Raw genomic sequence first — 24,022 nt, 5'->3', positions numbered from 1 at the left:
GCGGCTTGCTTCGCCCGTAATACTGTACAAATATACAGTATATGGACGAACGCGAACCCACAGCCGACACCGCCCCGGCCTTTGCCGAGCTGACGGCGCTGAGCAACTTCTCGTTCCTGCGCGGGGCCTCGCACCCGGAGGAGCTGGTGGAGCGCGCGGCGGCGCTGGGCTATCGCGCGCTGGCACTGACCGACATCGCCTCGCTGGCGGGCCTGGTGCGCGCGCACGAGGCGGCGCAGCGCACCGGCGTACACCTGATCGCCGGCGCCCGCCTGCGGCTGGCCGACGGCCCCGAGCTGACCGTGCTGGTGCGCGAGCGCACGGGCTACGCCGCGCTGTGCCGGGTGATCAGCACCGCCCGCCGGGCCGCGGACAAGGGCGAGCATCACCTGACCCGGGCGGATCTGGAGGCGGTCCCGGAAGCCGAGCGCGCCGGCTGGCACGTGCTGCTGCATCTGTGGCCGGAATCCGACACGGCCGATCCCGACGACGCAGCGGCCTGGCTGCGGGCATGGGCCCCGCCCGGGCAGGGGCATCTGGCGGTCGCGCTGCTGCGCACGCCCGGGGATCCGGCGCAGATCGCCCGGGCACGGCAGCTCGCGCAGGCACACGACCTGCCGGTGACGGCCTGCGGCGACGTGCACATGCATGCGCGCGGACGGCGCGCACTGCAGGACGTGCTGACCGCACTGCGCCACCGCTGTACCGTGGCGCAGGCGGCCGACCGCCTGTTCCCCAACGGCGAACGCGGCCTGCGCCCGCGCGCGGACCTGGCCACGCTGTATCCGGCCGCCTGGCTGCATCATGCGGTCGCCATCGCCGACGACTGCCGCTTCTCCCTGGACGAACTCGAATACCACTACCCCACCGACCCGCTGCCGCCCGGGCGCACCGCCACCGAGTACCTGCGCGAGGAGAGCCTGCGCGGGGCCCGCAAGCGCTGGCCCGACGGTATCCCGGAGGCGGTGCAGGCGCAGATCGAGCGCGAGCTGGGCATCATCGCCGAGCTGGGCTACGAACCCTACTTCCTCACCGTGTACGACATCGTGCGCTTCGCCCGCAGCCGCGGGATCCTGTGCCAGGGCCGGGGTTCGGCGGCCAACTCGGCGGTGTGCTACGCGCTGGGCATCACCGCGGTGGATCCGTCGCGCTCCAGCATGCTGTTCGAGCGCTTCATCTCCGCCGAGCGCGGCGAGCCGCCGGATATCGACGTCGACTTCGAGCACGAGCGCCGCGAGGAGGTGATCCAGTACATCTACCGGCGCTACGGCCGCGACCGCGCGGCGCTGGCCTGCACCGTGATCCGCTACCGCCGCCGCAGCGCCCTGCGCGACGTGGGCCGGGCGCTGGGGCTCTCGCGCGCGCGACTGGATGCCCTGACCGCCAATCTGGCCTGGTGGGACGAGGGCATCCCGGCCGAGCGCCTGCGCGAGGTCGGCCTGGAACCCGACGGCGCCCTGGCCCGCCAGTGGCAGGCCCTGACCGCCGAGCTGGTCGGGTTCCCGCGCCATCTGTCGCAGCACACCGGCGGCTTCGTGATCGCCGCCGGGCGGCTCGACGAGCTGGTGCCGATCGAGAACGCGGCGATGCCCGAACGCAGCGTGATCCAGTGGGACAAGGACGACCTCGACGCCGCCGGCCTGCTGAAGATCGACGTGCTGTCGCTGGGGATGCTCTCCTGCGTGCGCCGCGCGCTGGAGCTGATGCACCGGCACCGCGGCCGCGACTGGGGCCTGGCCGACATCCCGGCCGAGGACCCGGCGGTCTACGCGATGCTGCAGAAGGCCGACAGCCTGGGGGTGTTCCAGATCGAGTCGCGCGCACAGATGAGCATGCTGCCGCGGCTGAAGCCGAAGAACTTCTACGACCTGGTGATCGAGATCGCCATCGTGCGTCCCGGCCCGATCCAGGGCGAGATGGTGCATCCCTATCTCAAGCGCCGGGCACACCCCGAGCGGGTGCGCTTCCCCAACGCGGAGATCGAACGGGTGCTGGGGCGCACCCTGGGCGTGCCCATCTTTCAGGAACAGGTGATCGAGCTGGCGATGGTGGCGGCCGGGTTCTCCGCCGGCGAGGCCGACGGGCTGCGCCGCTCCATCGGCGCCTGGCGCCGCCGCGGGGATCTCGGGCGCTGGCGCGAGCGGCTGCTGGAGGGGATGCGCGAGCGCGGCTATTCCGCCGAGTTCGCCGAGCGGCTGTATCGCCAGATCCTCGGCTTCGGCGAATACGGCTTCCCCGAATCGCACTCCGCCAGCTTCGCGCTGATCACCTGGGTCTCGGCCTGGCTGAAGTGCTTCGAGCCGGCGATCTTCGCCTGCGCGCTGCTCAACAGCCAGCCGATGGGCTTCTACGGCCCGGCGCAGATCGTGGCCGATGCCCGCCGTCACGGCGTGGAGGTGCGCCCGGTGGACGTGAACCACAGCCAGCCGGAATGCAGCCTGGAGGCCGCCGGCGACTCACCGGATACGCCGGACGCGCCGGACGTGCCGGATGCCCCGCTGGCCCTGCGCCTGGGCTTCAACCGCGTCCAGGGCCTGCGTCGGGAGGTCGCCGAACGCATCCACGCGGCCCGCGCCGAGGGCCCGTTCAGCGACGTGCCCGAGCTGGTCGCACGCGCCCGGCTGAGCCGGGCCGAGGCCGGCCGGCTGGCGCGCGCCGGGGCCCTGGCCGGGCTGGCCGGCAACCGCCATCAGGCGCGCTGGGCCGCCGATGCGGTGGAGGCCCCGCTGCCGCTGTTCGACGGCCTGCCGCAACACGCCGAGCCCGCCGACGCCCCGCACGAGCCACGCGAGCCGGGGCAGGCCGGGGACGACGCCCGCACGCCCCTGCTGCCGGTGCCCGACGCGGTGGACGACCTGGTCCAGGACTACGCCACCACCGGCCTCACGCTGGGGCCGCACCCGCTGGCCCTGCTGCGCCCGCAGCTCGAACGCCGGCGCCTGCCGGATTCCGCGACGCTTTCCGCGCGCCGGCGCCCCGGCCCGGCGCGCTATGCGGGTCTGGTGATCACCCGCCAGCGCCCGGGCTCGGCCAACGGCACGGTATTCCTGACCCTGGAGGACGAACACGGCACGCTGAACGTGATCGTCTGGCCCGACCGCGTGGAACGATTCCGCGCCGAGGTCCTGCGCGGCCAGCTGCTGGAGATCGATGGCGAATGGCAGTGGGCCGACGGCGTCGGCCACCTGGTCGCCCGCCGCCTCACCGACCGCAGCACCTGGCTGGGCGACCTGGTCACCCGCTCCCGCGACTTCGGCTAACGGCCAGATCAGGAAGCGGCGGTATCCACGGAGAAACTCTCGCCACAGCCGCATTCGGCGGTGACGTTCGGGTTGTGGAAGACGATTTGCCGGGTCAGCCCCTCCGCCTGGAAATCGATCTCCGTTCCGCGGATGAATTCGAAGCTCTTCGGATCGACATGGACGTCGAGGCGTTCATCCACGCGGAACACCAGATCATCGGGTCGCGGCTCGCGGACCAGGTCCACCGAATACATCCACCCGGAGCACCCGGTGCGTTTCACTTCAACGCGAAATCCGACGGCCTCGGGGTCACTCTCCATCTGCGCGAGGATGTGCCGGACTGCATCGTCGGTCGCGCGAATCCGGTCGCTCTCCGGAATGCGGGCGGTCTCGGCAGTCGCGTCGGCGATGTTCGAATTCATGGCTACACCTCTCTGGCGTGAAACGGGTCAATCCCAGCGGTCGTCACGGACCTCGACGCGCCCGTCGCGGACGCGCACCGGGAAACAGGTAAGTGGCTCCACCGCCGGGGCGGTGAGTGCACTGCCGTCGCGCAGACAGAACTCGGCACCGTGGTGCGGACAAACCAGTCGGTCATCACGCAACTCACCCTCGGCGATCGGATATTCCTCGTGCGAACACAGGTCCTCGATGGCGTAGAAGGTCCCCTCCAGGTTGAAGACCGCGATCGGGACGTCGTCGACCTCCACCACCCGGCGCTCGCCCGGGGGGATGTCGTCCACGGCGGCTACATCGGCCCAGTCTTCCATCAGAACATCCCCGTTTCGAGACGCGCGGCCTCGCTCATCCGCGAGGCATCCCACGGTGGATCAAACACCATCTCGACCCCCGCCTGCTCGACGGTGGGAACCTCCATGATCCGCTGCCATACATCGTTGGCCAGCGTGTCCCCCATCCCGCAGCCGGGTGCGGTCAGCGTCATCTCGACCCACACGGAGCGCGAGCCGTCTTCCTCTTTCTCCACCGTGCAGGAGTAGATCAGCCCCAGTTCCACGATGTTGATGGGGATCTCCGGGTCGTAGCAGGTCCTCATCTGCTCCCACACCAGCTGCTCGACATCTTCGTCCGAGGCATTTTCGGGCAGTTGCGGCGGCGGTGGCGGCGTTTTGCCCAGTGCATCCGCGTCTTCACCACTGATGCGGAACATCCGCCCCTGCGCGGTCACGGTGAAGGAGCCGCCGAGCGCCTGCATCAGGGCCACCTGGCTGCCTTCTCCGATCATCACCTTCTGGCCCGATGGCACCGCAACCGCCAGCGTGTCCCGCTCCAGTTTCACGATTTCCTGAGACGCCATCGTCATTCCTCCGAATGTTCGGGTGTCATCACGCTTGTGCAAGAGTGGCGGGCACGGCCTCCGGGAGACGCTGCGCGAGCCGGTTCTCCACCACCGCCCGGACCGGATCCAGTTTCATCGGCTCCAGCACTTCTTCGGCAAAGGCGTAGACCAGCATGCCCCGGGCGATCTCCGGCCCGATGCCACGACTGGCGAGGTAATACAGCGCATCGGCATCCAGCTGGCCGACGGTGGCGCCGTGCGCCGCCTTCACGTCGTCCGCGTAGATCTCCAGCTCCGGCTTGGCGTCGATCTCCGCGTTGGGCGACAGCAGGAGATTGGCGCTGTGCTGCTCCGCGGCGGTCTTCTGGGCCCCTTCACGGATCAGTACACGCCCCTTGAATACCCCGCGGCCCCGGCCCTGCGCGATACCCCGGTACTGCTCGCGGCTGGTGGTATGCGGGACCGAGTGGTGGACCCGCGTGTGGGTATCCACATGCTGCCGGTCACCGACCAGGAACAGGCCGTTGAGATGGGTCTCGGCGCCGGGCTCCACCAGGTCCACGTTCAGGTCGTGCCGCACCAGGCGCCCGCCCAGATTCACGTTGTGCGAGGTCACCACACTGTCGCGCCGCTGGCGGACGAAGACATTGCCGACGTGATAGGCGGTATCCGCATGCTCCTGCACCAGATAGTGGTGCAGGTGAGCCCCGGCATGGGCCTCGATCTCGGTAACCGTATTGGTGAAACTGCGCGCCCCTTCTCCGTCCACGTAGTGCTCGATGATGGTGGCCTCACAACCGGACTCGCCCACGACGAGAACCCGGGGGTGGCACCAGACATTCTCACTGTACGAAGTTCCGTAGAACACCAGATGGATCGGGCGCTCCAGCACCACACCGGGCTCCAGGTGGATCACGGCCCCGTCGGTCAGGAACGCGGTATTCAGCGTCGCAAACGACGAGTACTGGTCATGGGCAAGCCCGTCCAGGCACTGCTCCGGGATGGTCGCCCCCTCCCGGATCGCCGTATTCAGGCCGTCGATGCGGACCCCCGGAGCCAGTCCGTCGAGTCGCGACAGGTCGTCGCGCAGGAACCCGTTCTCGAACACCAGGCGCCAGGGCTCGAGCTCGCCGAAGGCATGCTCCTCGAGTGTCGCGGCGTCAAGCAGCCCGCATTCGCTGGCAACCGAGAACGGCTTGTTGGCGATCGGGCGAACGTTGGTGTATTTCCATTCCTCGGCACGCGGGTCGGGGAAGCCGGACTCCGCGAACCGCTCGGCCGCCGCCCGCCGTCGTTGCGCGAGCCACGGCGGCAGATCCGCACTCAACGTTCCCTGCAGCTGCTCGAGCTGCCCGATGTAATGGGTATCCAGTGCGTTCGCGCTCATGCGGCCTCCTTGATGATCCCCTGGTAGCCTTCGCGCTCGAGCTCCTGGGCCAGCGTCTTGTCACCGGACTTGATGATCCGGCCGCCGGACAGCACATGGACGTAGTCCGGCTCGATGTGGCTCAGCAGGCGCTGGTAATGGGTCACCAGCACGATCGCCCGGTCCGCCGAACGCAGGTGGTTCACCCCTTCCGCCACGATCTTCAGGGCGTCGATGTCCAGCCCGGAGTCGGTCTCGTCCAGCAGGGCCAGGTGCGGCTCCAGCACCAGCATCTGGAGGATCTCGTTGCGTTTCTTCTCGCCCCCGGAGAATCCGGAATTGATCGCGCGATGCAGGAAGCTTTCGTCCATCTGCATCATCTGCATCTTTTCCCGCACCAGGGTCAGGAACTGGAAGGTGTCCGCCTCGGGTTCGCCGCGGTGCTTGCGCTGGGCGTTGTAGGCTTCCTTGAGCAGATAGATGTTCTTGACGCCGGGGATCTCCACCGGGTACTGAAAGCCCAGCAGCATCCCTTCGCGGGCGCGGATCTCGGGTTCCATCGCCAGCAGGTCCTGATCCTGATAGGTGACCGACCCCGACGTGGCTTCATAACCGTCGCGGCCGCCCAGCACCTGGCACAGGGTGCTCTTGCCGGAGCCGTTGGGTCCCATGATGGCGTGGACCTCGCCCGGTTTTACCTCGAGGTCGATCCCCCTGAGGATCTCCTTGTCGTCAATCGATGCATGCAGGTCGTTGATCTTCAGCATGTGCGTTGTCCTCCGGGTACCTGGAAATTCAATGTCGGTTGTGGCGCGCCCTAGGCATTCGTCCGGGCATGCTCGAGGGCCAGCTCCTTGACCCGGAGCATGAGCGCCTCCATGCCGGCGCGCCGGGTCGGGCTGAGGGCTTCGTCCATGCCGACCTCGCCCAGCAGTTCATACGGGTCGGTGTTCAGGACTTCCTCCGGCGTCTTGTCCCGGAACGGCAGCAGCATCAGGGCCATCAGGCCCCGCACCATGGAGGTCTCCGCGTCCGCCTCCAGCACCAGCCGCGGGGGCTCCTGGTCGTCCAGATGGGCGATCAGCCACGCCTGCGTGTTGCAGTCCTTGACGCGGTTCTCCTCCGTGAGCGCCTCCTCCGGCAGGGTCGGCATCTGGCGTCCCAGATCCTCGATCATGCGGAAGCGGTCATCCCAGTCCGGCATCATCTCGAATGCGCTTAACAGTTCTTGCTTGTCCATATCGGACCCCTCTTGTCGGACGCTTGTGTCGGACCCTTGTGCAAACCAGCTGCCGGGAGAGCGGCTAGCCGACCGCCCCTTCCAGAGAAACGCTCAGCAGGGCCTCGGCCTCGGTGGCGAATTCCATGGGCAGCTCGCCGAAGACCTCCTTGCAGAAACCGTTCACGATCATGTTGACGGCATCCTCCTCGGACAGACCGCGCTGCTTGAGGTAGAAGATCTGATCGTCGCTGACCGTGGAGGTCGTCGCCTCGTGTTCGATGTTCGAGCTCGGGTTTTTGGCCTCGATGTACGGATAGGTGTGAGCGCCGCAGGTCTCCCCGAGCAGCAAGGAGTCGCACTGGGTGTAGTTGCGGGCGTTCTCGGCCCCGGGGGTCATGCGGACCAGGCCGCGGTAGGCGTTGTTGGCGCGGCCGGCGGAAATGCCCTTGGAAATGATCGTGCTGCGGGTATTGCGCCCCACGTGGATCATCTTCGTGCCGCTGTCGATCTGCTGGAAATTGTTGCCCACGGCCACCGAGTAGAACTCGCCGACCGAGTTGTCGCCCTTGAGCACGCAGCTCGGATACTTCCAGGTGATGGCGGACCCCGCCTCGACCTGCGTCCAGGCGATCTTGCTGTTGTCACCGCGGCACTCGCCGCGCTTGGTGACGAAGTTGTAGATGCCGCCCTTGCCTTCTTCGTCGCCCGGGAACCAGTTCTGCACGGTGGAGTACTTGATCTCCGCATCCGCCTCGGCGACCAGCTCGACCACTGCGGCGTGCAGCTGGTTCTCGTCACGCTGGGGCGCCGTGCAGCCCTCGAGGTAGCTCACGTGCGAACCCTCCTCGGCGATGATGAGGGTGCGCTCGAACTGGCCCGTGTCCATCGCATTGATGCGGAAATAGGTCGACAGCTCCATCGGGCAGCGCACGCCCTTCGGCACGTATACGAACGAGCCGTCGGAGAACACCGCCGAGTTCAGGGCGGCGAAATAGTTGTCATTGCGCGGCACCACGGAGCCGAGGTAACGCTCGACCAGTTCCGGGTATTCCTGCAGCGCCTCGGAGAAGGAACAGAAGATCACGCCGGCATCCGCCAGTTTTTCCTTGAACGTGGTGGTCACCGACACGCTGTCGAACACCGCATCCACCGCAACGCCGGCCAGGCGCGCCCGTTCGTCCAGCGGGATGCCAAGCTTCTCGTAGGTTTCCAGCAGCTTGGGGTCGACCTCGTCCAGACTCTGCGGTGCATCGTCCTTCGACTTCGGCGCCGCGAAATAGGAAATCGCCTGGAAATCGATCTTCGGATAATGCACATGCGCCCAGGTCGGTTCGCGCATCTGGAGCCAGTCGCGGTAGGCCGCAAGCCGCCATTCGAGCATGAACTCGGGTTCCTGCTTCTTGCGCGAGATCGCCCGAATGACGTCTTCGTTCAATCCCGGGGGCAGGATGTCCTGCTCGATATCGGTGGAGAAGCCCCACTTGTACTCGCCCTTGACGAGTTGCTCGATGTCCTTCGGCTGGGTCGACATAAGCCTTGCCTCGGTTGTGCGGTTGAACTCACGCGAGGGCAGAGCAGGATCCGGTTGCAGCCCGCGGCTCCCGAGACGCCGACCGGGATTTGCGTTACATCCCGTCGTCGCCTGAATCAGGCGGTCGCCTCCGCCCTCTGTCTTCGGTTCCGACGATAAGAGAATTCCTGAGTAATTCAATAAGGATTACACCGAGCATTGATACAAGCCCCGCCGGAAGTCATGTGCTTGTAGGGCGGAAGGGGGAAGTACCTGGGGGGAGAGAGGCTGGGTCGCCGACCTGACGGCACACCGCGGCATGCGGGTCGGACGCATGCCGGGCGAGCGCCGATGATCCGACCGGGCAGGTCACCCGCTCCCGCGACTTCGGCTAGCGCGGGGGTTCTTCCAGGGCGGCGAACACCGCGTCGACGAACTCTTGGAGGTCCGGCAGGTGATGCTCCAGGATCTCCCGGACCCGGGCGGGATCCACGTTCTGGTAACCATGGACCAGAATATTGCGGAACCCCGCCATCGCCGCCAGAGTTTCGGCCAGTTTGGCGGAGACCATCCCTTCGCCCTGTAACCGCAGAAACAGATCGCGGTTGCTTTCGGGCTCTCCGAGCCTGCGCGCCGAAACCCAGTGGGACGCCACATCCAGGGCCGCCTGGATCGCCAGCTGCAGGGTATGTTCCACGAACCGCCGTTCGCGCACGTCGGTGTCCAGGCGCGTCGGGTCCGCCAGCTCCTCCAGCTCGCGTACACACGTGCGGATGAACGCCAGCTTCTTCTCGACCAGCGCCCGATCCATCAGGCCCGTGCTCCGCGGCGGTATTCCTGCAGATAGGGGAGGACGTCGAAATAGGCGTTGCGCGCCGCCACCTCGAACGCGGCGCGGCGGTCCGGGTCGCGGTCCAGCAGCAGATGGCCGTCGCGCAGGATCCGGTGCACGAGATCCGGCGGAGCGGAATGCAGGTCGACCAGATCGACCCGGCGGCCCAGCGTGTCCGACAGATCCATTTCCAGGCGCGCCAGTGGATCGAGCAGCGAGCGGGACATCGGCTCCGGCGTGAGGACCGCGAGGTCGATGTCGCTGTCGGGACAGGCCTCTCCTCGCGCATGGCTGCCAAACAGATAGGCCGCCATCACCGCGTCCTGCTCCGCAAGTCGGGTGCGCAGGAGTGTCGCCAGCGGACTGTCGCTCATCTCGAGAATCATGCCTCGAGTATCCGGCTCCACGCAGGAGCGTGCAACGCCGGGCAGCCTCAGGCGCGTTCGATGATGACGAAGGCCTGGGCGTAGTCGCGTTCGTCGGAGATGCTGAGGTGGACGGGGCCGGCGCCGAGGCGTTCGGCGGTGGCGCGGGCGCGGCCTTCCAGCACGAATTCCGGGCGGCCGCGGGCATCGTGGGTGACGCCGGCGTCGACCAGGGCCATGCCGGCGCCGACGCCGCAGCCCAGCGCCTTGGACAGGGCCTCCTTGGCGGCGAAGCGCCGGGCGAGGAAGCCGGCCGGGTCCTGCGCGGGGAGATCGGCGCGTTCCACCGGATGCAGGATGCGGTCGGCGAAACGTTCGCCGTGGCGCGTCCACAGCGCCTGCATGCGCGCCACCTGCACCAGGTCGGTGCCGACCCCGAGGATCACGCCGAAGCCCTCGCCCGGGTCACACCGGGTACTGGCCGACCGGGGCGCCCTCGCGCGCGGCGTCCATCAGGCCGCGCATGTGGCTGACCGCCTCCGGCAGCCCGGTGAACAGCGCGCGGGCCACGATCGAGTGGCCGATGTTGAGTTCGTTGAACACCGGGTTGGCGGCGATCGCGCGCACGTTGTCGTAGTCCAGGCCGTGGCCGGCGTTGATCACCAGCCCCATCTGCCGCCCGGCCTCGGCCGCCTCGTTGATCTGCGTCAGCAGCCGCTCGCGTTCACCGGCATCGGTGGCGTTGGCATAGGCCCCGGTGTGCAGTTCCACCACCGGGGCGCCAATGGCCGCCGCGGCCTCCAGCTGCCGCACGTCGGGCTCGACGAACAGCGACACCGCGATGCCCGCCTCGCGCAGGGGAGCAACAAAGGCGGTCAGGCGCTCGCGCTGGCCGATGGCATCCAGTCCGCCCTCGGTGGTCAGCTCCTCGCGGCGCTCGGGGACGATGCAGCAGTATTCCGGCCGCAGGTCCAGCGCGATCGTCTGCATCCCGTCGGTGGCGGCCATCTCCAGGTTCATGGGCACGGTCAGGCGCGGCTTGATGCCGAACACGTCGTCGTCCTGGATGTGCCGGCGATCCTCGCGCAGGTGCAGGGTGATGGAGTCGGCCCCGCTGGCCTCGGCCAGGCGCACCGCCTGCATCAGGTCCGGGTACGGCGTGTGCCGCGCCTGGCGGATGGTCGCGATGTGGTCGAGGTTGACCCCCAGCTTGAGCGCGGGAACGGATGCGGCGTCGGTCATGGTATCGGTTTCCTGTTCAGAGCAGACCGCGGGTTTGCAGCGGCCGGCCGTCGAGATGGGCGTCGATCAGCGCGCGCATGAAGTCGCGGCTGGCCCGGGCGAGATTATCCGGGACGTCCCGGCCGCTGGCCAGTGCCTGCAGCGCGGCGCCGGGCACGGCGCCGGCGGTGCGGGCAGGCACGTCGTGCAGGCCGTGTTCCGGTTCGTAGCGATACCAGGCTTCCGGCTCGAGATCATCCGGGTCGATGAACGCGAGACCGGAATCCAGCCCCCCCAGCAGCTGCCACTCGGCGCGGCGCAGAATGCGGTCCGCGGGCCGCTCGCCGGCAAGCTCGGTGTAGGCCCCGGTCAGGGTCTGCAGGGTGTCCTCCAGCGGGGCGTCGCGCGGGAACAGCCGCAGCACCAGTTCATTCAGATACAGGCCGCAGACCAGCCGGCGACCGGTCAGCGGGTATACCCGGCGTTCCTCGGCCACGCTGAGCGAGGGCAGTTCCCCGCGCCCGCGCCAGGCGAGATCCAGCAGGACGAACGGGCGCACGCTGCCGGCGCGCCCGCGCGCCACCGCGGCAACGCGCCCCGCCCGCTCGGTGACCAGCTCCACCACGCGGCTGTTCTCGCGCAGCGGGCGCGCATGCAGGACCACGCCCGGGGTGACCTCGCTGGCGGCGCTGCTCATGTACGGATTCCGGCGGCTACCGCGGTTCCTCGATCCCGAGCTCGCGCAGCGCCCGTGGGCTGCGCGACCAGTCCGCCTCGACGCGCACGGTGAGGTTGAGCATCACCTTGCGCTCCAGCAGCGATTCGAGCTGGTGGCGCGAGGCCTGGCCGATCTGCTTGAGCCGGCGCCCGCCCTTGCCGATGACGATGCCCTTCTGGCTGTCGCGCTCGACCAGGATCACCGCGTCGATATGCGCGGTGTGCGGGGCGTCTTCCCAGTTCTCGACGCGCACGGCGACCGAGTAGGGCACCTCCTCGCCCAGCTGTTCCAGCATCGCCTCGCGGATCATCTCCTCGGCGCGAAAACGCTCCGGGCGGTCGGAGAGCTGGTCCGGGTCGTACAGGAAGGGCCCCGCGGGCAGGTGGCTGCGGATCTCCTCGATCAGCCCCGGCAGGTTGGTCCCGCGCCGCGCGCCGATGGGCACCACTCCGGCATAGGGAAACGCGGCCATGCGCTGCTCGATGAACGGCAGCAGTTCTTCCTTGTTCTTCTGCCGGTCGACCTTGTTGATCACCAGCAGGGCCGGCCGCCCGGACTGACGTACCGCCTCCTCGATGCGTTCGTCCGCCTCGCCGAAGCGGCCCGCCTCGGTCAGGAAGCAGATCAGGTCGGCATCCGACAGGGCCTGGCTGGCGGTGCGGTTGAGCACCTGGTTCACCAGTTTGGTGCGCTGCTGATCGATCCCGGGGGTATCCATCAGCACGATCTGGTCGTCACCTTCGGTGACGATGCCGAGGATGCGGTTGCGCGTGGTGTGCGGCCGGCGGGTGGTGGCCGCCAGCTTCTCGCCCACCAGGCGATTCATCAGGGTGGTCTTGCCGACGTTCGGACGGCCGATCAGGGCGACCAGCCCGCAGCGCGTGCCGTCGCCTGCCTCGTTCTCGGGTGTGTTCATTGTTCCTGGGTCTGCTGGAGCCGGTGGAGGGCCGCTTCGGCCGCGGCCTGTTCGGCCCGGCGGCGACTGGAACCGCGTCCGTGCTGTCCCCAGCCCTGAGTGGGCAGATGCACGGCCACGGTGAAATGGCGCTGATGGTCGGGTCCGGAGACCTCCAGCACCTCGTAGACCGGAAGCTCCGCGTTGCGACCCTGCAGTTTCTCCTGCAGCCGGGTCTTCGGGTCCTTCAGGGTCTCCGCTGCGGGGAGGTTTTCCAGACGCTCGGCATAGAGCGCGAGCGTGAAGTCGCGCGCGGCGTCGAAGCCCGCCTCGCGATAGGTGAGCCCGATCAGGGCCTCGACCGCATCGGCAAGGATGGAGTCGCGCCGCTGCCCGCCGCTCTTGCGCTCGCCCTGGCCCAGATTGAGCATGCCTTCCAGACCGGTCTCGCGCGCCAGGGCCGCCAGCGATTCGCGATTCACCAGCGCGGCCCGCAGCCGGGTCAGATCTCCCTCGGGCGAGTCCGGCAGCCGCTCGTACAGGGCATCGGCAACCACCAGGCCGAGTACCGCGTCACCGAGGAATTCCAGGCGCTCGTTGTTGCGCCCGCCGGCACTGCGATGGGTCAGCGCCTGGCGCATGCCTTCACCGTCCCGCACCGCCTCGGGCAGCAAGGTTCGAAAATCCCGTTCAGCCATGCACGTCTGGATCCTTCCGTTCGCGTCCCGATCTCATCTCGTCAGTCCGCCAGGGTCGCGGAATAGGAGAACTGCGCAACGATGTCGATGTTGCCCAGAAAGCCGCGCCGGATCTCGTAGTCGATGTTCATCGCCGGACCCTCGTCGCCCTCGCCGACCGAGAAGTGCTCTTCCTCGATCTCGTCCGGCACCGTGTTCAGCTGAAAGCGCCGGCGGACCTCGCTCCACAGTTCGTCTTCGCTCTTGTCCGCCGCGCCCGGCTGCTCCGCCACGTCCTGCATGATCGAGCGCACCGTCAGATACTGGGTGTACTGCGTACCCATCTGGATCACGAAGGTGAGCACGATCAGGGCCAGGAAGATCATGGCCATGATGGTGGTGGCCCCGGCGCCCTTCATTCTGGTCTTCGATTGCATGGTTACCCCCGTCCCTGTCATGTATCAGCGTATGGCCTGCCCGATGCGGGAAAAGTCCATATGACTACCATTGTAATCCCAGTGCAGCCAGATGAAGAGCGCACGCCCCACCAGCAGCTCCTCGGACACGAAGCCCCACGACCGGCTGTCGTTGGAGTTGTCGCGATTGTCCCCGACCATGAAGTAATGCCCGTCCGGCACGACCACCCGCCCTTCCGCGGCCGGGCGGTCCTCGCGCATCAGGGTGTTGTACGTCCGGTCGCCCATGGTCTCCTCGAACAGCGTGGCACCGGACATCACCGCACCGGAGCCCTCGCCGTCGAAGGTACCGACCTCTTCGGCCGGCTGCGGCTCGCCGTTGACGTACAGCACGCGGTCGCGGAACTCGATCTCGTCACCGGGAAGCCCCACGACGCGCTTGATGTAGTCCTCGGCCGGATTGCGCGGATACTTGAATACCGCGACCTCGCCGCGTTCCGGGGCCCCGGTGTCGAGGATCCTGGTGCGCGTGACCGGCAGGCGTACGGCATAGGAAAACTTGTTCACCATGATGAAATCGCCCACCAGCAGGGTCGGCATCATGGAGCCCGAGGGGATGCGGAACGGTTCGGCAACGAACGAGCGCAGGACCAGCACGATCAGCAGGATCGGGAAGAACGAGCGCGAGTAGTCCACATACCAGGGCATCTTCGCCCGGCGCTCGGGGCTCAGCCGTCGGCGCAGCACCGCCCATACCAGCCAGATCAGGCCGGTTACCGCGGTCGCCACGACCAGGATCAGTTCCAGATTCGCCATGCTGTTTCCCTGCCCCCGCTACCGGCCCGACGGCCCGGTGGTTCCCGTCATTTCTCGTCCACCGAGAGTACCGCGAGAAAGGCCTCCTGCGGAACGTCCACCTTGCCGATGGACTTCATCCGCTTCTTGCCTTCCTTCTGTTTCTCCAGCAGCTTGCGTTTGCGGCTCACGTCCCCGCCGTAGCACTTGGCGAGCACGTTCTTGCGCATCGCCTTGACCGTCGAACGCGCGATGATCTTGGAGCCGATCGCCGCCTGGATGGCCACCTCGTACATCTGCCGCGGGATGATCTTCGCCATGCGCTCGGTGATCTCGCGTCCACGCGACTCGGCATGGTCGCGATGCACGATCGCCGAAAGCGCATCCACCCGGTCGCCGTTGATCAGGATGTCGACCCGCACCAGCGGGGCTGCCTGGAAACGCAGCGGGTGGTAGTCGAACGAGGCATAGCCGCGGGTCGCGGACTTGAGCCGGTCGAAGAAGTCCAGCATGACCTCGGCCATCGGCAGTTCGTAGGACAGCTGCACCTGACGCCCGTGATAGGCCATGCGGGTCTGCACCCCGCGCTTTTCGACGCACAGGGTCATGACTGCGCCGACGTACTCCTGCGGCACGAGGATATTCGCCTCGATGACCGGCTCGCGGATCTCGGCGACCTCGTTGTTCGGCGGCAGCTCCGAAGGGTTGTGCACGGGCACCACGCTGCCGTCGTTCTTTTCCACCTCGTAGACCACGGTGGGCGCGGTATTGATCAGGTCCAGGCCGTATTCACGCTCCAGGCGTTCCTGCACGATCTCCATGTGCAGCATGCCGAGGAAGCCGCAGCGAAAGCCGAAGCCCAGGGCCGCCGAGGTCTCCGGCTCGAATGACAGCGCGGCATCGTTCAGGCGCAGCTTGTCGAGCGCGTCGCGCAGGTCGTTGAAGTCGTCCGCGGAGACCGGGAACAGGCCGGCGAACACCCGCGGCTGGATCTCCTGGAACCCGGGAATCGGCTCGTCCGCCGGGTTGTTGAAGTCGGTGATCGTGTCACCGACCTTGGCCCCGGAGATGTCCTTGATGGTGGCAATCATGTAGCCCACCTCGCCGACGTCCAGATACTCGCGATCCACCGGCTTGGGCGTGAACACCCCCACGCGATTGACCTCGTGCGGGCGTTCCACCGCCATCGCCTTGATCTTCTGGCCGGCATGCAGGCGCCCGGCCTTGACCCGCACCAGGGCCACCACGCCCAGGTAGTTGTCGTACCACGAGTCGATGATCAGGGCCTTCAGCGGAGCTTCCGAATCGCCCTGCGGCGGGGGGATGCGCCGCACCAGCTCCTCCAGCAGCTCGCTGATGCCCTCGCCGGTCTTGGCCGACACCCGCAGGGCATCGGTGGCCTCGATCCCGATCACGTCCTCGATCTCGTCGGCCACGCGGTCGGGTTCGGCCGCGGGCAGGTCGATCTTGTTGAGCACCGGCACGACCTCCAGACCCTGGTCGATGGCGGTGTAGCAGTTGGCCACGCTCTGCGCCTCCACGCCCTGGGAGGCATCCACCACCAGCAGCGCGCCCTCGCAGGCGTACAGCGACCGCGAGACCTCGTAGGAGAAATCCACGTGGCCCGGGGTGTCGATGAAGTTCAGCTGGTAGCGCTGGCCGTCGTTGGCATCGTAGTACAACGACACGCTCTGCGCCTTGATGGTGATCCCGCGTTCGCGTTCAAGATCCATGGAGTCCAGCACCTGCTCCGACATCTCGCGCTCGGTCAGCCCGCGGCAGCCCTGGATCAGGCGGTCCGCAAGGGTCGACTTGCCGTGGTCGATGTGGGCGATGATGGAAAAGTTACGGGTCAGACGGGTATCACTCATGCGGGCCCCAGCAGGTCCAGCAGTGCCTCTCGGTCAAGAAAGTGGCAGCAGAGAATGTCGCCGTCGACGGCAAGAACCGGCACGTTGGTGTTGTAGCGTTCCCGCAGGTCCGGGTCCTCGTCGATGTCGACGACGTCGAGCGTAAAAGTATAACGGCTTTGCAAAGCAAAAAGCTCTGCGAGCATATGCTCGCAGAGCCCGCAGCCTTCGCGATGGTACACCGTCAGTTGCGTCATGTGCGATGCACCGGCCCCGAAACCCGGCCCCGACACCCGGGGCCGGCCGGCGGCCCCGTCAGTCCTGCGGAATGCGCAGGGCGATGAAGGTGGGGTTGCCACCGCGCTGGATCAGCACCGGGACGGTCGTGCCGGGGCCGGCCTGGTCGATGCGTTCTTCCAGCTCTTCCAGCGAACCCACCGGCTGCCGCGCGAACTGCACGATCACGTCGCCCGGCCGCACGCCGGCGCTGTGCGCGGGGTTGCCCTCGACCTCCAGCACCACCAGGCCGTTGTCGACGCCGAGCTCCTCGCGCGTTTCGGCGTCCAGCGGCTCGAGGCGCATGCCCAGCAGGCTCTGCGGCTCGGGCCGGGCCTCCTCCGGCTGGGCCGGGGCCGACCGGCGTTCGGCGACGTCCTCGGGCAGCGCCTCGATGGTGACCTCGAGGGTCTTGTCCTCGGAGCCGCGCCGGATGTCCACCTCGACCTCGCTGCCCACCGGCGTGCGACCGACGATCGGCGGCAGCGCGCTGGAATTCGGCACGTCCAGGCCATTGAAGCGCAGGATCACGTCACCGGCCTCGAACCCCGCCTTCTCCGCGGGACTGTCCGCCTGCACTCGGGCGACCAGGGCACCGGAGGGCTTGTCCATGTCGAACGACTCGGCCAGATCCCGGGTAACCTCCTGGATCAGCACACCCAGCCATCCGCGGGTCACTTCGCCGTGTTCACGCAGCTGGGTCACCACGTCGCCCACCACTTCGATGGGGACCGCAAACGACAGACCCATGAACCCGCCGGTACGGCTGTAGATCTGGGCATTGATCCCGATCACCTTGCCGTCGAGATTCATCAGCGGACCACCGGAGTTGCCCGGGTTGATGGCTACGTCGGTCTGGATGAAGGGTACGTAGTTCTCGCTCGGCAGGCTGCGCCCCTTGGCGCTGACGATCCCGGCGGTGACCGAGTGATCAAAGCCGAACGGCGAGCCGATCGCCAGGACCCATTCCCCGACCCGGAGCTCCTCGGAGGAACCCAGCTCCAGCGTGGGCAGGTCCTCGGCGTCGATCTTCAGCAGGGCCACGTCGCTCTGCGGGTCGGTACCGACGACCTCGGCATTGAACACGCGCCGGTCGGACAGGTGGACCACGATCTCCGAGGCACCCTCGACCACGTGGTTGGCGGTCACGATGTAGCCGTCTTCGCTGTAGATGAAGCCGGAGCCGAGCGAATCGCGCTCGCGCTGGCGCGGGTCGCCACCGGAACCCGGGGGCTCGCCGAAGAAACGCTCGAACAGGTCCTCGAACGGAGTCCCTTCGAACTGGCGCATGCCGCCGTGTTCGGGCACCTCGCTGGTGCGGGTGGCCGAGATGTTCACCACCGCCGGACTGTGTTCTTCCGCCAGCGGCACGAAATCGGGCAGATGCCGCGCCGAAGCGGGCAGGGACAGGGCCAGAAAGACCAGGGCGACCAGCGCCCATTGCATCGGTTTCAGCATCATTGAATCCCTCTCCGGGAAGCTTGAACGGACATGCCTCTGGACGCCGCGAAGGCGCGCAAGTTCCCCGCGGGCCGTGGCAGGTTCAGCCGGCGCGGGTGGCGACCGGCCGCACGACGCCGCTGCCCGGCTGGCGCGCGAGCACCACCGGACGGAACGCGGCATCGCGCTGGCGCATCCAGCGACGCACCCCCAGCAACCCCGCCCCGAGGCCACCGAGGCCCGCCAGCAGCAGCACGCCCTCGCCGGCACCGGGGAACAGGGCCATGCCCAGCGCGGGCACGCCAATCAGGCCGGCCAGCGGCAGCAGGTACATCATCAGCGCACCCGCGACCAGCGCGGTGTCGCGTACGCCGAGAGTGACGGTATCGCCGGCCTGCAGGTCGCCGGAATGGCCGACCCGGACCTCGATGGGCTTGCGCCCGAGGACGTCCGACAGGACCCCGCTGCCGCAACCGCTGCGCGCGGAACAGCTGCCACAGGTGGAACGGCGCTGGATGCGCACACGGGCGGTGTGCCCGTCCACGTCGAGGACTTCGCCCTGTTCCTCGATCCAGTCACTCATGCCAGTCACTCATGCCGGCCCCGGTCGGACTGCGGCGGATGCATGGCCGCGGCGAGACGCTCCACGGTCTCGCGGGGCACGTCGCCGACGGCGGTGATCTGATAATCGCCCTCGACTCGGGCCACCGCGTGCGTGGCACCGGCGCGGGTCGCGCCCTCGAACCGGCGCTCGCCTTCCACCGGCTCGACGTACACCGAGACCGAAGCCAGGCCATCGCTGACCACGAAATAGCGGCCGGGCTGTTCCGGATCATCGCTGCTGCGTTCGCGCGCCACCACCAGGCGGAAACCCGACGGCAGTTCACTGAAGCCCCAGTCCCGGCCGTCGGGGTCCGGGCGCAGGTGTCCGCGCTCGGCACGCACCTCGATGCGGTCGGCGTCTTCACTGACCGGCTCGAGGGCGGCGTCCGGCACGCGGTCCAGCAGTTCGAGATCGGTAAAAGCCAGGCGTTCGAGCAGCTGGCCGCTCCCGGAATAGAGCTCGCTGAGCAGCGGCAGGCCGGTGTCTTCGTGCAGGCAGTAGCGGTGGCTGTAGCGCAGCAGGTCACTGGCGCGGGCCAGCAGCATGCGGCAGGCATGTCCGGCCACGCGGCTGCGACCCTGATCCTTGAGGGAATAGCCGTCGTGTTCCGCCAGCAGGTGAACCGGGGAACTCACCGGCCAGCGCGGGGCCGATCCGGCTTCGGCGGCCTGCCCGCCGGAGGCGGCCCCGGTCCCGGACTGGGCACTGAGGCGATCCACCGAGCGCACGACCTCGCGCTCGCGGCCGCTGAGGGTATGCAGCCGTTCGCGATAACCTCCGTCCTCGATGGCGTGGATCACGCGCACCGTATCGAGGCGATCCTTGCGCTGCAGGACGAATGTCCCGCGGTAACTTTCCGAGTGCACGCTCGCGGACATGCGTTCCAGCCACTCGGCGGGGCCGGGATCACTGGCGATCACCGGCAGCGGGAGCAGGGCGACGGAAGCCGCCAGCACCCAGGGCAGACCTCCGCGCATCATGGTTTACTCTTCGCCAACCGAATAACGCACCCGCCCGAAAGCAGCGGAGCCGGGACCGGTCAGGTCGGCGTGGTTCTCGAAATAACGCACGAAGCGCGGGTCCAGCTCCTCGTCCGGCTCGTCCGCGTCGGGCATGCCGGCGCCGCTGGCCGCCTCCTCGCTGCCCGCGGGCGGGCGTGCCGTCTGCACTTCGGCCGGAGCGGACTCGCCCGCGGCCATGCCGGGCGTTGCGTCGCCGCCGGGCTGACCGGTGCCCATCATCTGCATGCCCACCAGGGTCACCACCGCAACGGCCGCCGCCACTCCGGTACCGGCCACAGGCCGGAACCAGCGCGAACGGGTGGCCCGATCGACCCCGGAGTGCTCCGGTTCGACATGCAGCGGCTCTTCCTCGGCCAGTTGTTCGCGCACCCCCTCAAGCAGATCCGGAGGCGCGGTCATGCGCATCCCGCCGCGCAGCGAGTCCCCGATCAGGTGATAGCGTTCCCATTGCTTGCGATCTTCTTCCGACTGCAGCAGCTCGTCCACCAGGCGACGCGTCTCGAACGCCTCAGTCTCGTCGTCCACCAGGGCCGAGAGACGCTCCGTCTTGCTGACTTGTTCACTCATACGATCATGCTCATTCAGTCGTTCAACAATGGTCGCAAGGTCTCGTCGATGGCCTCGCGCGCCCGGAAGATGCGCGACCGGACCGTGCCGATCGGACATCCCATGGTCTGCGCGATTTCCTCGTAGCTCAGACCTTCGATCTCGCGCAGAGTGATCGCGGTCCGCAGATCGTCCGGCAGCTCGTCGATCGTGCGCTGGACGGCCGCCTCTATCTCCTGCGACAGCGCTTCCCCCTCGGGGGTTGCATTGTCCTTGAGAGCGGAATCGCCCCCCATTTGTTCGGCATCCTGCGCATCGACCTCGGATTCGGGCCGGCGCCGCCCCTGGGAGACGAGATGATTCTTGGCGGTGTTGATGGCGATCCGGTACAGCCAGGTGTAGAACGCACTTTCGCCGCGAAAGTTCGCGAGACCGCGATAGGCCTTGATGAAGGCTTCCTGGGCGATATCCAGGGCCGTGGCGTGGTCGTGCACATAGCGGCCGACAAGATTCACGATCTTGTGCTGATACTTCAGGACCAGGATGTCGAAGGCCTCTTTCTCGCCATTCTGGACACGCCGAACCAGGGCCTCGTCGGAAGCCTTCTCGCTCATCCGGGGACTCCCGTTCGGCGACTCGTCTCCAGTATTCTAGGGTGCATGGACCGCCTGATCTGCATGAAGTTCGAAATCCGCCCGACGGGACCGCTGCCCGTCGTTCCGGTCATTGCGCAAGCGCAGAACGTTACCTGACGCATGGGTACGGCACAACAACCCCGCAAGGCCGACGTCCTGGTGATCGGCAGTGGCGCGGCCGGGCTGAGCGCGGCGCTGCACCTGGCCCCGCACCGCCGGGTGGTGGTTCTCAGCAAGGGGCCTGTGGACGAGGGTTCGACCCGCTACGCCCAGGGCGGCATCTCGGCGGTGCTCGACCGCCAGGATTCCTTCGACGCCCACATCGACGACACCATCGACGCCGGTGCCGGGCTGTGCGATGCGGACGCGGTGCGCCGCACCGTCGCGGCCGGGCCCGAGGCGATCCAGTGGCTGCTCAACCTCGGGGTGCCGTTCACGCGCGAATCCTTCGAGGGCCGCAGCCGGCTGCATCTGACGCGCGAGGGCGGGCACAGCGCCCGCCGCGTGGCACATGCCGCCGATGCCACCGGCCGCGCGATCGAGGACGCGCTGGTGCGCAGCACCGGCGACACCGCCAGCATCGACGTGCTTGAACGCCATGTGGCGGTGGATCTGATCACCTCGCGGGTGGACGGCGTGCGCCGCGTGGTCGGGGCCTATGTCCAGGACACCGCGACCCGCGAGGTACAGACGATCATGGCCCCCACGGTGATCATGGCCACCGGAGGCGCCAGCCGGGTCTATCTGTACAGCTCCAATCCCGACGGCGCCACCGGCGACGGGATTGCGATGGCCTGGCGGGCGGGGTGCCGGGTCGCGAACATGGAATTCATGCAGTTCCATCCGACCTGCCTGTACCACCCGCAGGCCAAGTCGTTCCTGATCTCCGAGGCGGTCCGCGGCGAAGGCGGACTGCTCAAGCTGCCCGACGGCGAACGCTTCATGCCGCGCTTCGACGAGCGTGGCGAGCTGGCCCCGCGCGACATCGTGGCGCGCGCGGTGGACCACGAGATGAAGCGTCTCGGGATCGACCATGTGTATCTCGACATCAGCCACAAGCCGGCGGATTTCATCCGCGAACACTTCCCCACCATTCACGAACGCTGCCTGGAATACGGCTTCGACATGACGCGCGAGCCGTTGCCGGTGGTGCCGGCCGCGCACTACACCTGCGGCGGGGTGGTGGTGAACCCCTTCGGGCAGACCGACCTGCCGGGGCTTTACGCCGCCGGCGAGGTCTCCTGCACCGGGCTGCACGGGGCCAACCGCATGGCCAGCAACTCGCTGCTGGAATGCCTGGTCTATGCCCGCGCCGCGGCCGAGCACATCCTGTCGCAGACCGATCTGCCCGCCCCCGAGGCCCTGCCGGTCCCGGCGGCCTGGGACGAATCCCGGGTGACCGAGTCGGAGGAGGAAGTGGTGGTGGCGCACGACTGGGACGAACTGCGCCGGCTGATGTGGGACTACGTCGGGATCGTGCGCACCCGCCGCCGGTTGCAGCGCGCGCAGCGGCGCATCCGCATCCTGCAGGAAGAAATCCACGAATATTACAGCCACTACCGGATCTCGCCCGACCTGATCGAGCTGCGCAACCTGGGCATGGTGGCGGAGATCATCGTGCAGAGCGCGCTGGCCCGGCGCGAGAGCCGCGGCCTGCATTACCTGCTGGATTACCCCGAACGCGATCCGGAACTGGACGGCACCCCCACCGTGCTGGTGCCGCCCTCGCCCGCCGGTCAGCTGGCGGGGCGCGCCGCCGGCGGGAGCTGAATGAACTTTTCGCGATAGTGCCGCAGTTCGTCGATCGAGTCGCGGATGTCCTGCAGGGCCTGATGCGAGGCGTTCTTCGACAGCCCCTGGAGCACGTCCGGCGCCCAGCGCCGCGCCAGTTCCTTGAGCGTGGACACGTCGAGATTGCGATAGTGGAACCAGGCCTCCAGCTCCGGCATGTTGCGCGCAAGGAAACGGCGATCCTGACAGATGGAATTGCCGCACATTGGCGACTGCCCCTTCGGCACCCACTTCTCCAGAAACGCCAGCGTCTCGCGCTCCGCGGCGGCCTCGTCGTGGTCGCTGTGGCGCACGCGATCCAGCAGGCCGGATTCGCCGTGCGTGCGCTGGTTCCAGGCGTCCAGCCCGTCCAGCACCGCCGGCGACTGGAACACCGCGACCACCGGGCCCTCGGCCAGGATCTCGAGGTGCTTGTCGGTTACGATGGTCGCCACTTCGATGATCCGGTCGGTTTCCGGCTCCAGGCCGGTCATTTCCAGGTCGATCCAGATCAGATTTTCCGCACTCGCCGTCATTGTCTCTCCTCTGCGGCACCCGGTCGTGCCCTATGATGGCGCGATGCAGTCTATCATCATGGGGACGGGCCCCGGGGGCCCGTCGCATCGAGCAACGAACAAGACCGGCATCCACGAAGAAGGAGGGCCCCATGCGACACCTCACCACCTCTCTGGCCGCCCTGGCGCTGGCCGGCGGCATGACCGCCACCGCGCAGGCGAACGACGAAATCCGGATGGGCCAGGATCTGCACGAGAACAACTGCGTCAGCTGCCACGCCGACATGCACGGCGGCGACGGCTCCGGGATGTACACCCGTGACGACCGCATGGTCGGCGATCATGATGAACTGGTATCGATGGTCCGGCGCTGCGATGCCAACATCGGCACGGCCTTCTTCGATGACGAGATCGAAGCCATCGTGGCCTTCCTCAACAACGAATACTACGGATTCGACTGAACCCATGAGCGATCTGAAGACCCGCCACTGCCAGGCCTGCGAAGGCTTCACCGACCCGATGCCGGCCGAGGACGCAACCCGGGCCCTGGGCCAGCTGCACGAATCCTGGGAACTGGGCGGCGACACGAAGGACATCCGGCGCGAGTTCCGCTTCCGCAACTTCCACGAGACCATGGCCTTCGTGAACGCGGTGGCCTGGATCGCCCATGTCGAGGATCACCATCCCGACATGGAAGTCGGCTTCAACCGTTGCCGGGTCCAGTTCTCCACCCACGCGGTGGGCGGACTGACCGAAAACGATTTCATCTGCGCCGCGCGCGTGGATGCGCTGTTCGACTGACCCGTCG

Annotated in this window: 28 protein-coding genes; 4 read left to right on the top strand and 24 right to left on the bottom strand. The window is 67.6% G+C overall.

From position 1 onward, the window contains the following. Positions 1 to 41: 41 nt before the first annotated feature. Positions 42 to 3,260, top strand: coding sequence for an error-prone DNA polymerase (locus tag F620_RS0105585; protein ID WP_019569774.1), 3,219 nt, complete (start codon positions 42 to 44; stop codon positions 3,258 to 3,260). Positions 3,261 to 3,268: 8 nt separating this feature from the next. Here the strand turns inward: F620_RS0105585 and F620_RS0105580 are convergent, their stop codons facing one another. The 23 genes from F620_RS0105580 to rpoE form a co-directional block, all read right to left on the bottom strand. Further along, positions 3,269 to 3,664: an iron-sulfur cluster assembly accessory protein gene (locus F620_RS0105580; protein WP_018870136.1), complete on the bottom strand. Its 396-nt coding sequence runs from the start codon at positions 3,662 to 3,664 to the stop codon at positions 3,269 to 3,271. A 27-nt stretch (positions 3,665 to 3,691) separates the two neighbouring features. Further along, the gene (locus F620_RS0105575) at positions 3,692 to 4,012 is read right to left on the bottom strand and encodes a non-heme iron oxygenase ferredoxin subunit (protein WP_018870137.1); all 321 of its coding nucleotides are present in this window, start codon (positions 4,010 to 4,012) and stop codon (positions 3,692 to 3,694) included. Beyond that, complete coding sequence (sufT, locus tag F620_RS0105570; RefSeq protein WP_018870138.1) at positions 4,012 to 4,557, bottom strand: putative Fe-S cluster assembly protein SufT; 546 nt, start codon at positions 4,555 to 4,557, stop codon at positions 4,012 to 4,014. The genes F620_RS0105575 and sufT overlap by 1 nt, the downstream gene beginning before the upstream one ends. Before the next feature lie 28 nt (positions 4,558 to 4,585). Further along, a complete protein-coding gene (sufD, locus tag F620_RS0105565; RefSeq protein WP_019569773.1) occupies positions 4,586 to 5,926 on the bottom strand; it encodes a Fe-S cluster assembly protein SufD in 1,341 nt (446 codons plus the stop codon). Further along, positions 5,923 to 6,672: a Fe-S cluster assembly ATPase SufC gene (gene sufC, locus F620_RS0105560; protein ID WP_018870140.1), complete on the bottom strand. Its 750-nt coding sequence runs from the start codon at positions 6,670 to 6,672 to the stop codon at positions 5,923 to 5,925. The genes sufD and sufC overlap by 4 nt, the downstream gene beginning before the upstream one ends. A 50-nt stretch (positions 6,673 to 6,722) precedes the next feature. Next, positions 6,723 to 7,145: a SufE family protein gene (locus tag F620_RS0105555; RefSeq protein ID WP_019021925.1), complete on the bottom strand. Its 423-nt coding sequence runs from the start codon at positions 7,143 to 7,145 to the stop codon at positions 6,723 to 6,725. Between the two features lie 64 nt (positions 7,146 to 7,209). Then, positions 7,210 to 8,658, bottom strand: a complete 1,449-nt coding sequence (gene sufB / locus F620_RS0105550) for a Fe-S cluster assembly protein SufB (RefSeq protein WP_018870142.1) — start codon at positions 8,656 to 8,658, stop codon at positions 7,210 to 7,212. Positions 8,659 to 9,028: 370 nt separating this feature from the next. After that, positions 9,029 to 9,448, bottom strand: coding sequence for a DUF86 domain-containing protein (locus tag F620_RS0105545; RefSeq protein ID WP_018870143.1), 420 nt, complete (start codon positions 9,446 to 9,448; stop codon positions 9,029 to 9,031). Continuing rightward, positions 9,448 to 9,855: a nucleotidyltransferase domain-containing protein gene (locus F620_RS0105540; RefSeq protein WP_019569772.1), complete on the bottom strand. Its 408-nt coding sequence runs from the start codon at positions 9,853 to 9,855 to the stop codon at positions 9,448 to 9,450. Before F620_RS0105540 ends, F620_RS0105545 begins: the two co-directional genes overlap by 1 nt. 47 nt (positions 9,856 to 9,902) lie before the next feature. Continuing rightward, complete coding sequence (acpS, locus tag F620_RS0105535) at positions 9,903 to 10,280, bottom strand: holo-ACP synthase (RefSeq protein WP_019569771.1); 378 nt, start codon at positions 10,278 to 10,280, stop codon at positions 9,903 to 9,905. Between the two features lie 19 nt (positions 10,281 to 10,299). Continuing rightward, entirely contained in the window at positions 10,300 to 11,076 is a 777-nt protein-coding gene (locus tag F620_RS0105530; RefSeq protein ID WP_019569770.1) for a pyridoxine 5'-phosphate synthase, read from the bottom strand. 16 nt (positions 11,077 to 11,092) lie between these two features. Beyond that, the gene (locus F620_RS0105525) at positions 11,093 to 11,752 is read right to left on the bottom strand and encodes a DNA repair protein RecO (RefSeq protein WP_019569769.1); all 660 of its coding nucleotides are present in this window, start codon (positions 11,750 to 11,752) and stop codon (positions 11,093 to 11,095) included. Positions 11,753 to 11,768: 16 nt separating this feature from the next. Continuing rightward, complete coding sequence (gene era, locus F620_RS0105520) at positions 11,769 to 12,689, bottom strand: GTPase Era (RefSeq protein ID WP_019569768.1); 921 nt, start codon at positions 12,687 to 12,689, stop codon at positions 11,769 to 11,771. Beyond that, the gene (rnc, locus tag F620_RS0105515; RefSeq protein ID WP_018870149.1) at positions 12,686 to 13,366 is read right to left on the bottom strand and encodes a ribonuclease III; all 681 of its coding nucleotides are present in this window, start codon (positions 13,364 to 13,366) and stop codon (positions 12,686 to 12,688) included. Before rnc ends, era begins: the two co-directional genes overlap by 4 nt. A 41-nt stretch (positions 13,367 to 13,407) precedes the next feature. Further along, positions 13,408 to 13,764 (bottom strand): DUF4845 domain-containing protein, encoded by a 357-nt coding sequence (locus F620_RS0105510; RefSeq protein WP_018870150.1) that lies wholly within the window; start codon positions 13,762 to 13,764, stop codon positions 13,408 to 13,410. A gap of 42 nt (positions 13,765 to 13,806) precedes the next feature. Beyond that, entirely contained in the window at positions 13,807 to 14,577 is a 771-nt protein-coding gene (gene lepB / locus F620_RS0105505; RefSeq protein WP_018870151.1) for a signal peptidase I, read from the bottom strand. 47 nt (positions 14,578 to 14,624) lie between these two features. Beyond that, positions 14,625 to 16,427, bottom strand: coding sequence for a translation elongation factor 4 (gene lepA, locus F620_RS0105500; protein ID WP_019569767.1), 1,803 nt, complete (start codon positions 16,425 to 16,427; stop codon positions 14,625 to 14,627). Then, complete coding sequence (locus F620_RS0105495; protein ID WP_019569766.1) at positions 16,424 to 16,663, bottom strand: glutaredoxin family protein; 240 nt, start codon at positions 16,661 to 16,663, stop codon at positions 16,424 to 16,426. The genes lepA and F620_RS0105495 overlap by 4 nt, the downstream gene beginning before the upstream one ends. Before the next feature lie 58 nt (positions 16,664 to 16,721). Beyond that, positions 16,722 to 18,143 (bottom strand): DegQ family serine endoprotease, encoded by a 1,422-nt coding sequence (locus F620_RS0105490; protein ID WP_019569765.1) that lies wholly within the window; start codon positions 18,141 to 18,143, stop codon positions 16,722 to 16,724. Positions 18,144 to 18,225: 82 nt separating this feature from the next. Continuing rightward, positions 18,226 to 18,705 (bottom strand): SoxR reducing system RseC family protein, encoded by a 480-nt coding sequence (locus F620_RS0105485; protein ID WP_019569764.1) that lies wholly within the window; start codon positions 18,703 to 18,705, stop codon positions 18,226 to 18,228. Positions 18,706 to 18,710: 5 nt separating this feature from the next. Next, entirely contained in the window at positions 18,711 to 19,706 is a 996-nt protein-coding gene (locus tag F620_RS0105480) for a MucB/RseB C-terminal domain-containing protein (protein ID WP_019569763.1), read from the bottom strand. A gap of 3 nt (positions 19,707 to 19,709) precedes the next feature. Next, on the bottom strand, positions 19,710 to 20,315 hold the full coding sequence (locus F620_RS0105475; protein WP_019569762.1) for a sigma-E factor negative regulatory protein: 606 nt from the start codon (positions 20,313 to 20,315) through the stop codon (positions 19,710 to 19,712). 14 nt (positions 20,316 to 20,329) lie between these two features. Beyond that, entirely contained in the window at positions 20,330 to 20,908 is a 579-nt protein-coding gene (rpoE, locus tag F620_RS0105470; protein ID WP_018870158.1) for an RNA polymerase sigma factor RpoE, read from the bottom strand. Between the two features lie 141 nt (positions 20,909 to 21,049). On the opposite strand from rpoE, the gene nadB reads away from it, so the two are divergent. Beyond that, positions 21,050 to 22,699, top strand: coding sequence for an L-aspartate oxidase (gene nadB / locus F620_RS0105465; protein WP_019569761.1), 1,650 nt, complete (start codon positions 21,050 to 21,052; stop codon positions 22,697 to 22,699). Here the strand turns inward: nadB and orn are convergent. Continuing rightward, positions 22,666 to 23,235: an oligoribonuclease gene (orn, locus tag F620_RS0105460; RefSeq protein ID WP_018870160.1), complete on the bottom strand. Its 570-nt coding sequence runs from the start codon at positions 23,233 to 23,235 to the stop codon at positions 22,666 to 22,668. The genes nadB and orn overlap by 34 nt on opposite strands. 131 nt (positions 23,236 to 23,366) lie before the next feature. Here orn and F620_RS0105455 point away from each other — a divergent pair, with 131 nt between their 5' ends. Continuing rightward, positions 23,367 to 23,675, top strand: a complete 309-nt coding sequence (locus F620_RS0105455) for a cytochrome c (RefSeq protein ID WP_019569760.1) — start codon at positions 23,367 to 23,369, stop codon at positions 23,673 to 23,675. A gap of 4 nt (positions 23,676 to 23,679) precedes the next feature. Then, on the top strand, positions 23,680 to 24,015 hold the full coding sequence (locus F620_RS0105450; RefSeq protein WP_018870162.1) for a 4a-hydroxytetrahydrobiopterin dehydratase: 336 nt from the start codon (positions 23,680 to 23,682) through the stop codon (positions 24,013 to 24,015). Positions 24,016 to 24,022 lie beyond the last annotated feature (7 nt).

This window comes from Thioalkalivibrio sp. ALE11 (assembly GCF_000381205.1).
Taxonomy (GTDB): Bacteria; Pseudomonadota; Gammaproteobacteria; order Ectothiorhodospirales; family Ectothiorhodospiraceae; genus Thioalkalivibrio.
This window is presented reverse-complemented; position numbering and strand designations above follow the sequence as displayed.

Bases quoted from the DNA above. Each gene is read 5' to 3' on its own strand.
- F620_RS0105585 (WP_019569774.1), top strand. From the start codon at position 42: ATGGACGAACGCGAACCCACAGCCGACACCGCCCCGGCCTTTGCCGAG.
- F620_RS0105580 (WP_018870136.1), bottom strand. From the start codon at position 3,664: ATGAATTCGAACATCGCCGACGCGACTGCCGAGACCGCCCGCATTCCG.
- F620_RS0105575 (WP_018870137.1), bottom strand. From the start codon at position 4,012: ATGGAAGACTGGGCCGATGTAGCCGCCGTGGACGACATCCCCCCGGGC.
- sufT (WP_018870138.1), bottom strand. From the start codon at position 4,557: ATGGCGTCTCAGGAAATCGTGAAACTGGAGCGGGACACGCTGGCGGTT.
- sufD (WP_019569773.1), bottom strand. From the start codon at position 5,926: ATGAGCGCGAACGCACTGGATACCCATTACATCGGGCAGCTCGAGCAG.
- sufC (WP_018870140.1), bottom strand. From the start codon at position 6,672: ATGCTGAAGATCAACGACCTGCATGCATCGATTGACGACAAGGAGATC.
- F620_RS0105555 (WP_019021925.1), bottom strand. From the start codon at position 7,145: ATGGACAAGCAAGAACTGTTAAGCGCATTCGAGATGATGCCGGACTGG.
- sufB (WP_018870142.1), bottom strand. From the start codon at position 8,658: ATGTCGACCCAGCCGAAGGACATCGAGCAACTCGTCAAGGGCGAGTAC.
- F620_RS0105545 (WP_018870143.1), bottom strand. From the start codon at position 9,448: ATGGATCGGGCGCTGGTCGAGAAGAAGCTGGCGTTCATCCGCACGTGT.
- F620_RS0105540 (WP_019569772.1), bottom strand. From the start codon at position 9,855: ATGATTCTCGAGATGAGCGACAGTCCGCTGGCGACACTCCTGCGCACC.
- F620_RS0105530 (WP_019569770.1), bottom strand. From the start codon at position 11,076: ATGACCGACGCCGCATCCGTTCCCGCGCTCAAGCTGGGGGTCAACCTC.
- F620_RS0105525 (WP_019569769.1), bottom strand. From the start codon at position 11,752: ATGAGCAGCGCCGCCAGCGAGGTCACCCCGGGCGTGGTCCTGCATGCG.
- era (WP_019569768.1), bottom strand. From the start codon at position 12,689: ATGAACACACCCGAGAACGAGGCAGGCGACGGCACGCGCTGCGGGCTG.
- rnc (WP_018870149.1), bottom strand. From the start codon at position 13,366: ATGGCTGAACGGGATTTTCGAACCTTGCTGCCCGAGGCGGTGCGGGAC.
- F620_RS0105510 (WP_018870150.1), bottom strand. From the start codon at position 13,764: ATGAAGGGCGCCGGGGCCACCACCATCATGGCCATGATCTTCCTGGCC.
- lepB (WP_018870151.1), bottom strand. From the start codon at position 14,577: ATGGCGAATCTGGAACTGATCCTGGTCGTGGCGACCGCGGTAACCGGC.
- lepA (WP_019569767.1), bottom strand. From the start codon at position 16,427: ATGAGTGATACCCGTCTGACCCGTAACTTTTCCATCATCGCCCACATC.
- F620_RS0105495 (WP_019569766.1), bottom strand. From the start codon at position 16,663: ATGACGCAACTGACGGTGTACCATCGCGAAGGCTGCGGGCTCTGCGAG.
- F620_RS0105490 (WP_019569765.1), bottom strand. From the start codon at position 18,143: ATGATGCTGAAACCGATGCAATGGGCGCTGGTCGCCCTGGTCTTTCTG.
- F620_RS0105485 (WP_019569764.1), bottom strand. From the start codon at position 18,705: ATGAGTGACTGGATCGAGGAACAGGGCGAAGTCCTCGACGTGGACGGG.
- F620_RS0105480 (WP_019569763.1), bottom strand. From the start codon at position 19,706: ATGATGCGCGGAGGTCTGCCCTGGGTGCTGGCGGCTTCCGTCGCCCTG.
- F620_RS0105475 (WP_019569762.1), bottom strand. From the start codon at position 20,315: ATGAGTGAACAAGTCAGCAAGACGGAGCGTCTCTCGGCCCTGGTGGAC.
- rpoE (WP_018870158.1), bottom strand. From the start codon at position 20,908: ATGAGCGAGAAGGCTTCCGACGAGGCCCTGGTTCGGCGTGTCCAGAAT.
- nadB (WP_019569761.1), top strand. From the start codon at position 21,050: ATGGGTACGGCACAACAACCCCGCAAGGCCGACGTCCTGGTGATCGGC.
- orn (WP_018870160.1), bottom strand. From the start codon at position 23,235: ATGACGGCGAGTGCGGAAAATCTGATCTGGATCGACCTGGAAATGACC.
- F620_RS0105455 (WP_019569760.1), top strand. From the start codon at position 23,367: ATGCGACACCTCACCACCTCTCTGGCCGCCCTGGCGCTGGCCGGCGGC.
- F620_RS0105450 (WP_018870162.1), top strand. From the start codon at position 23,680: ATGAGCGATCTGAAGACCCGCCACTGCCAGGCCTGCGAAGGCTTCACC.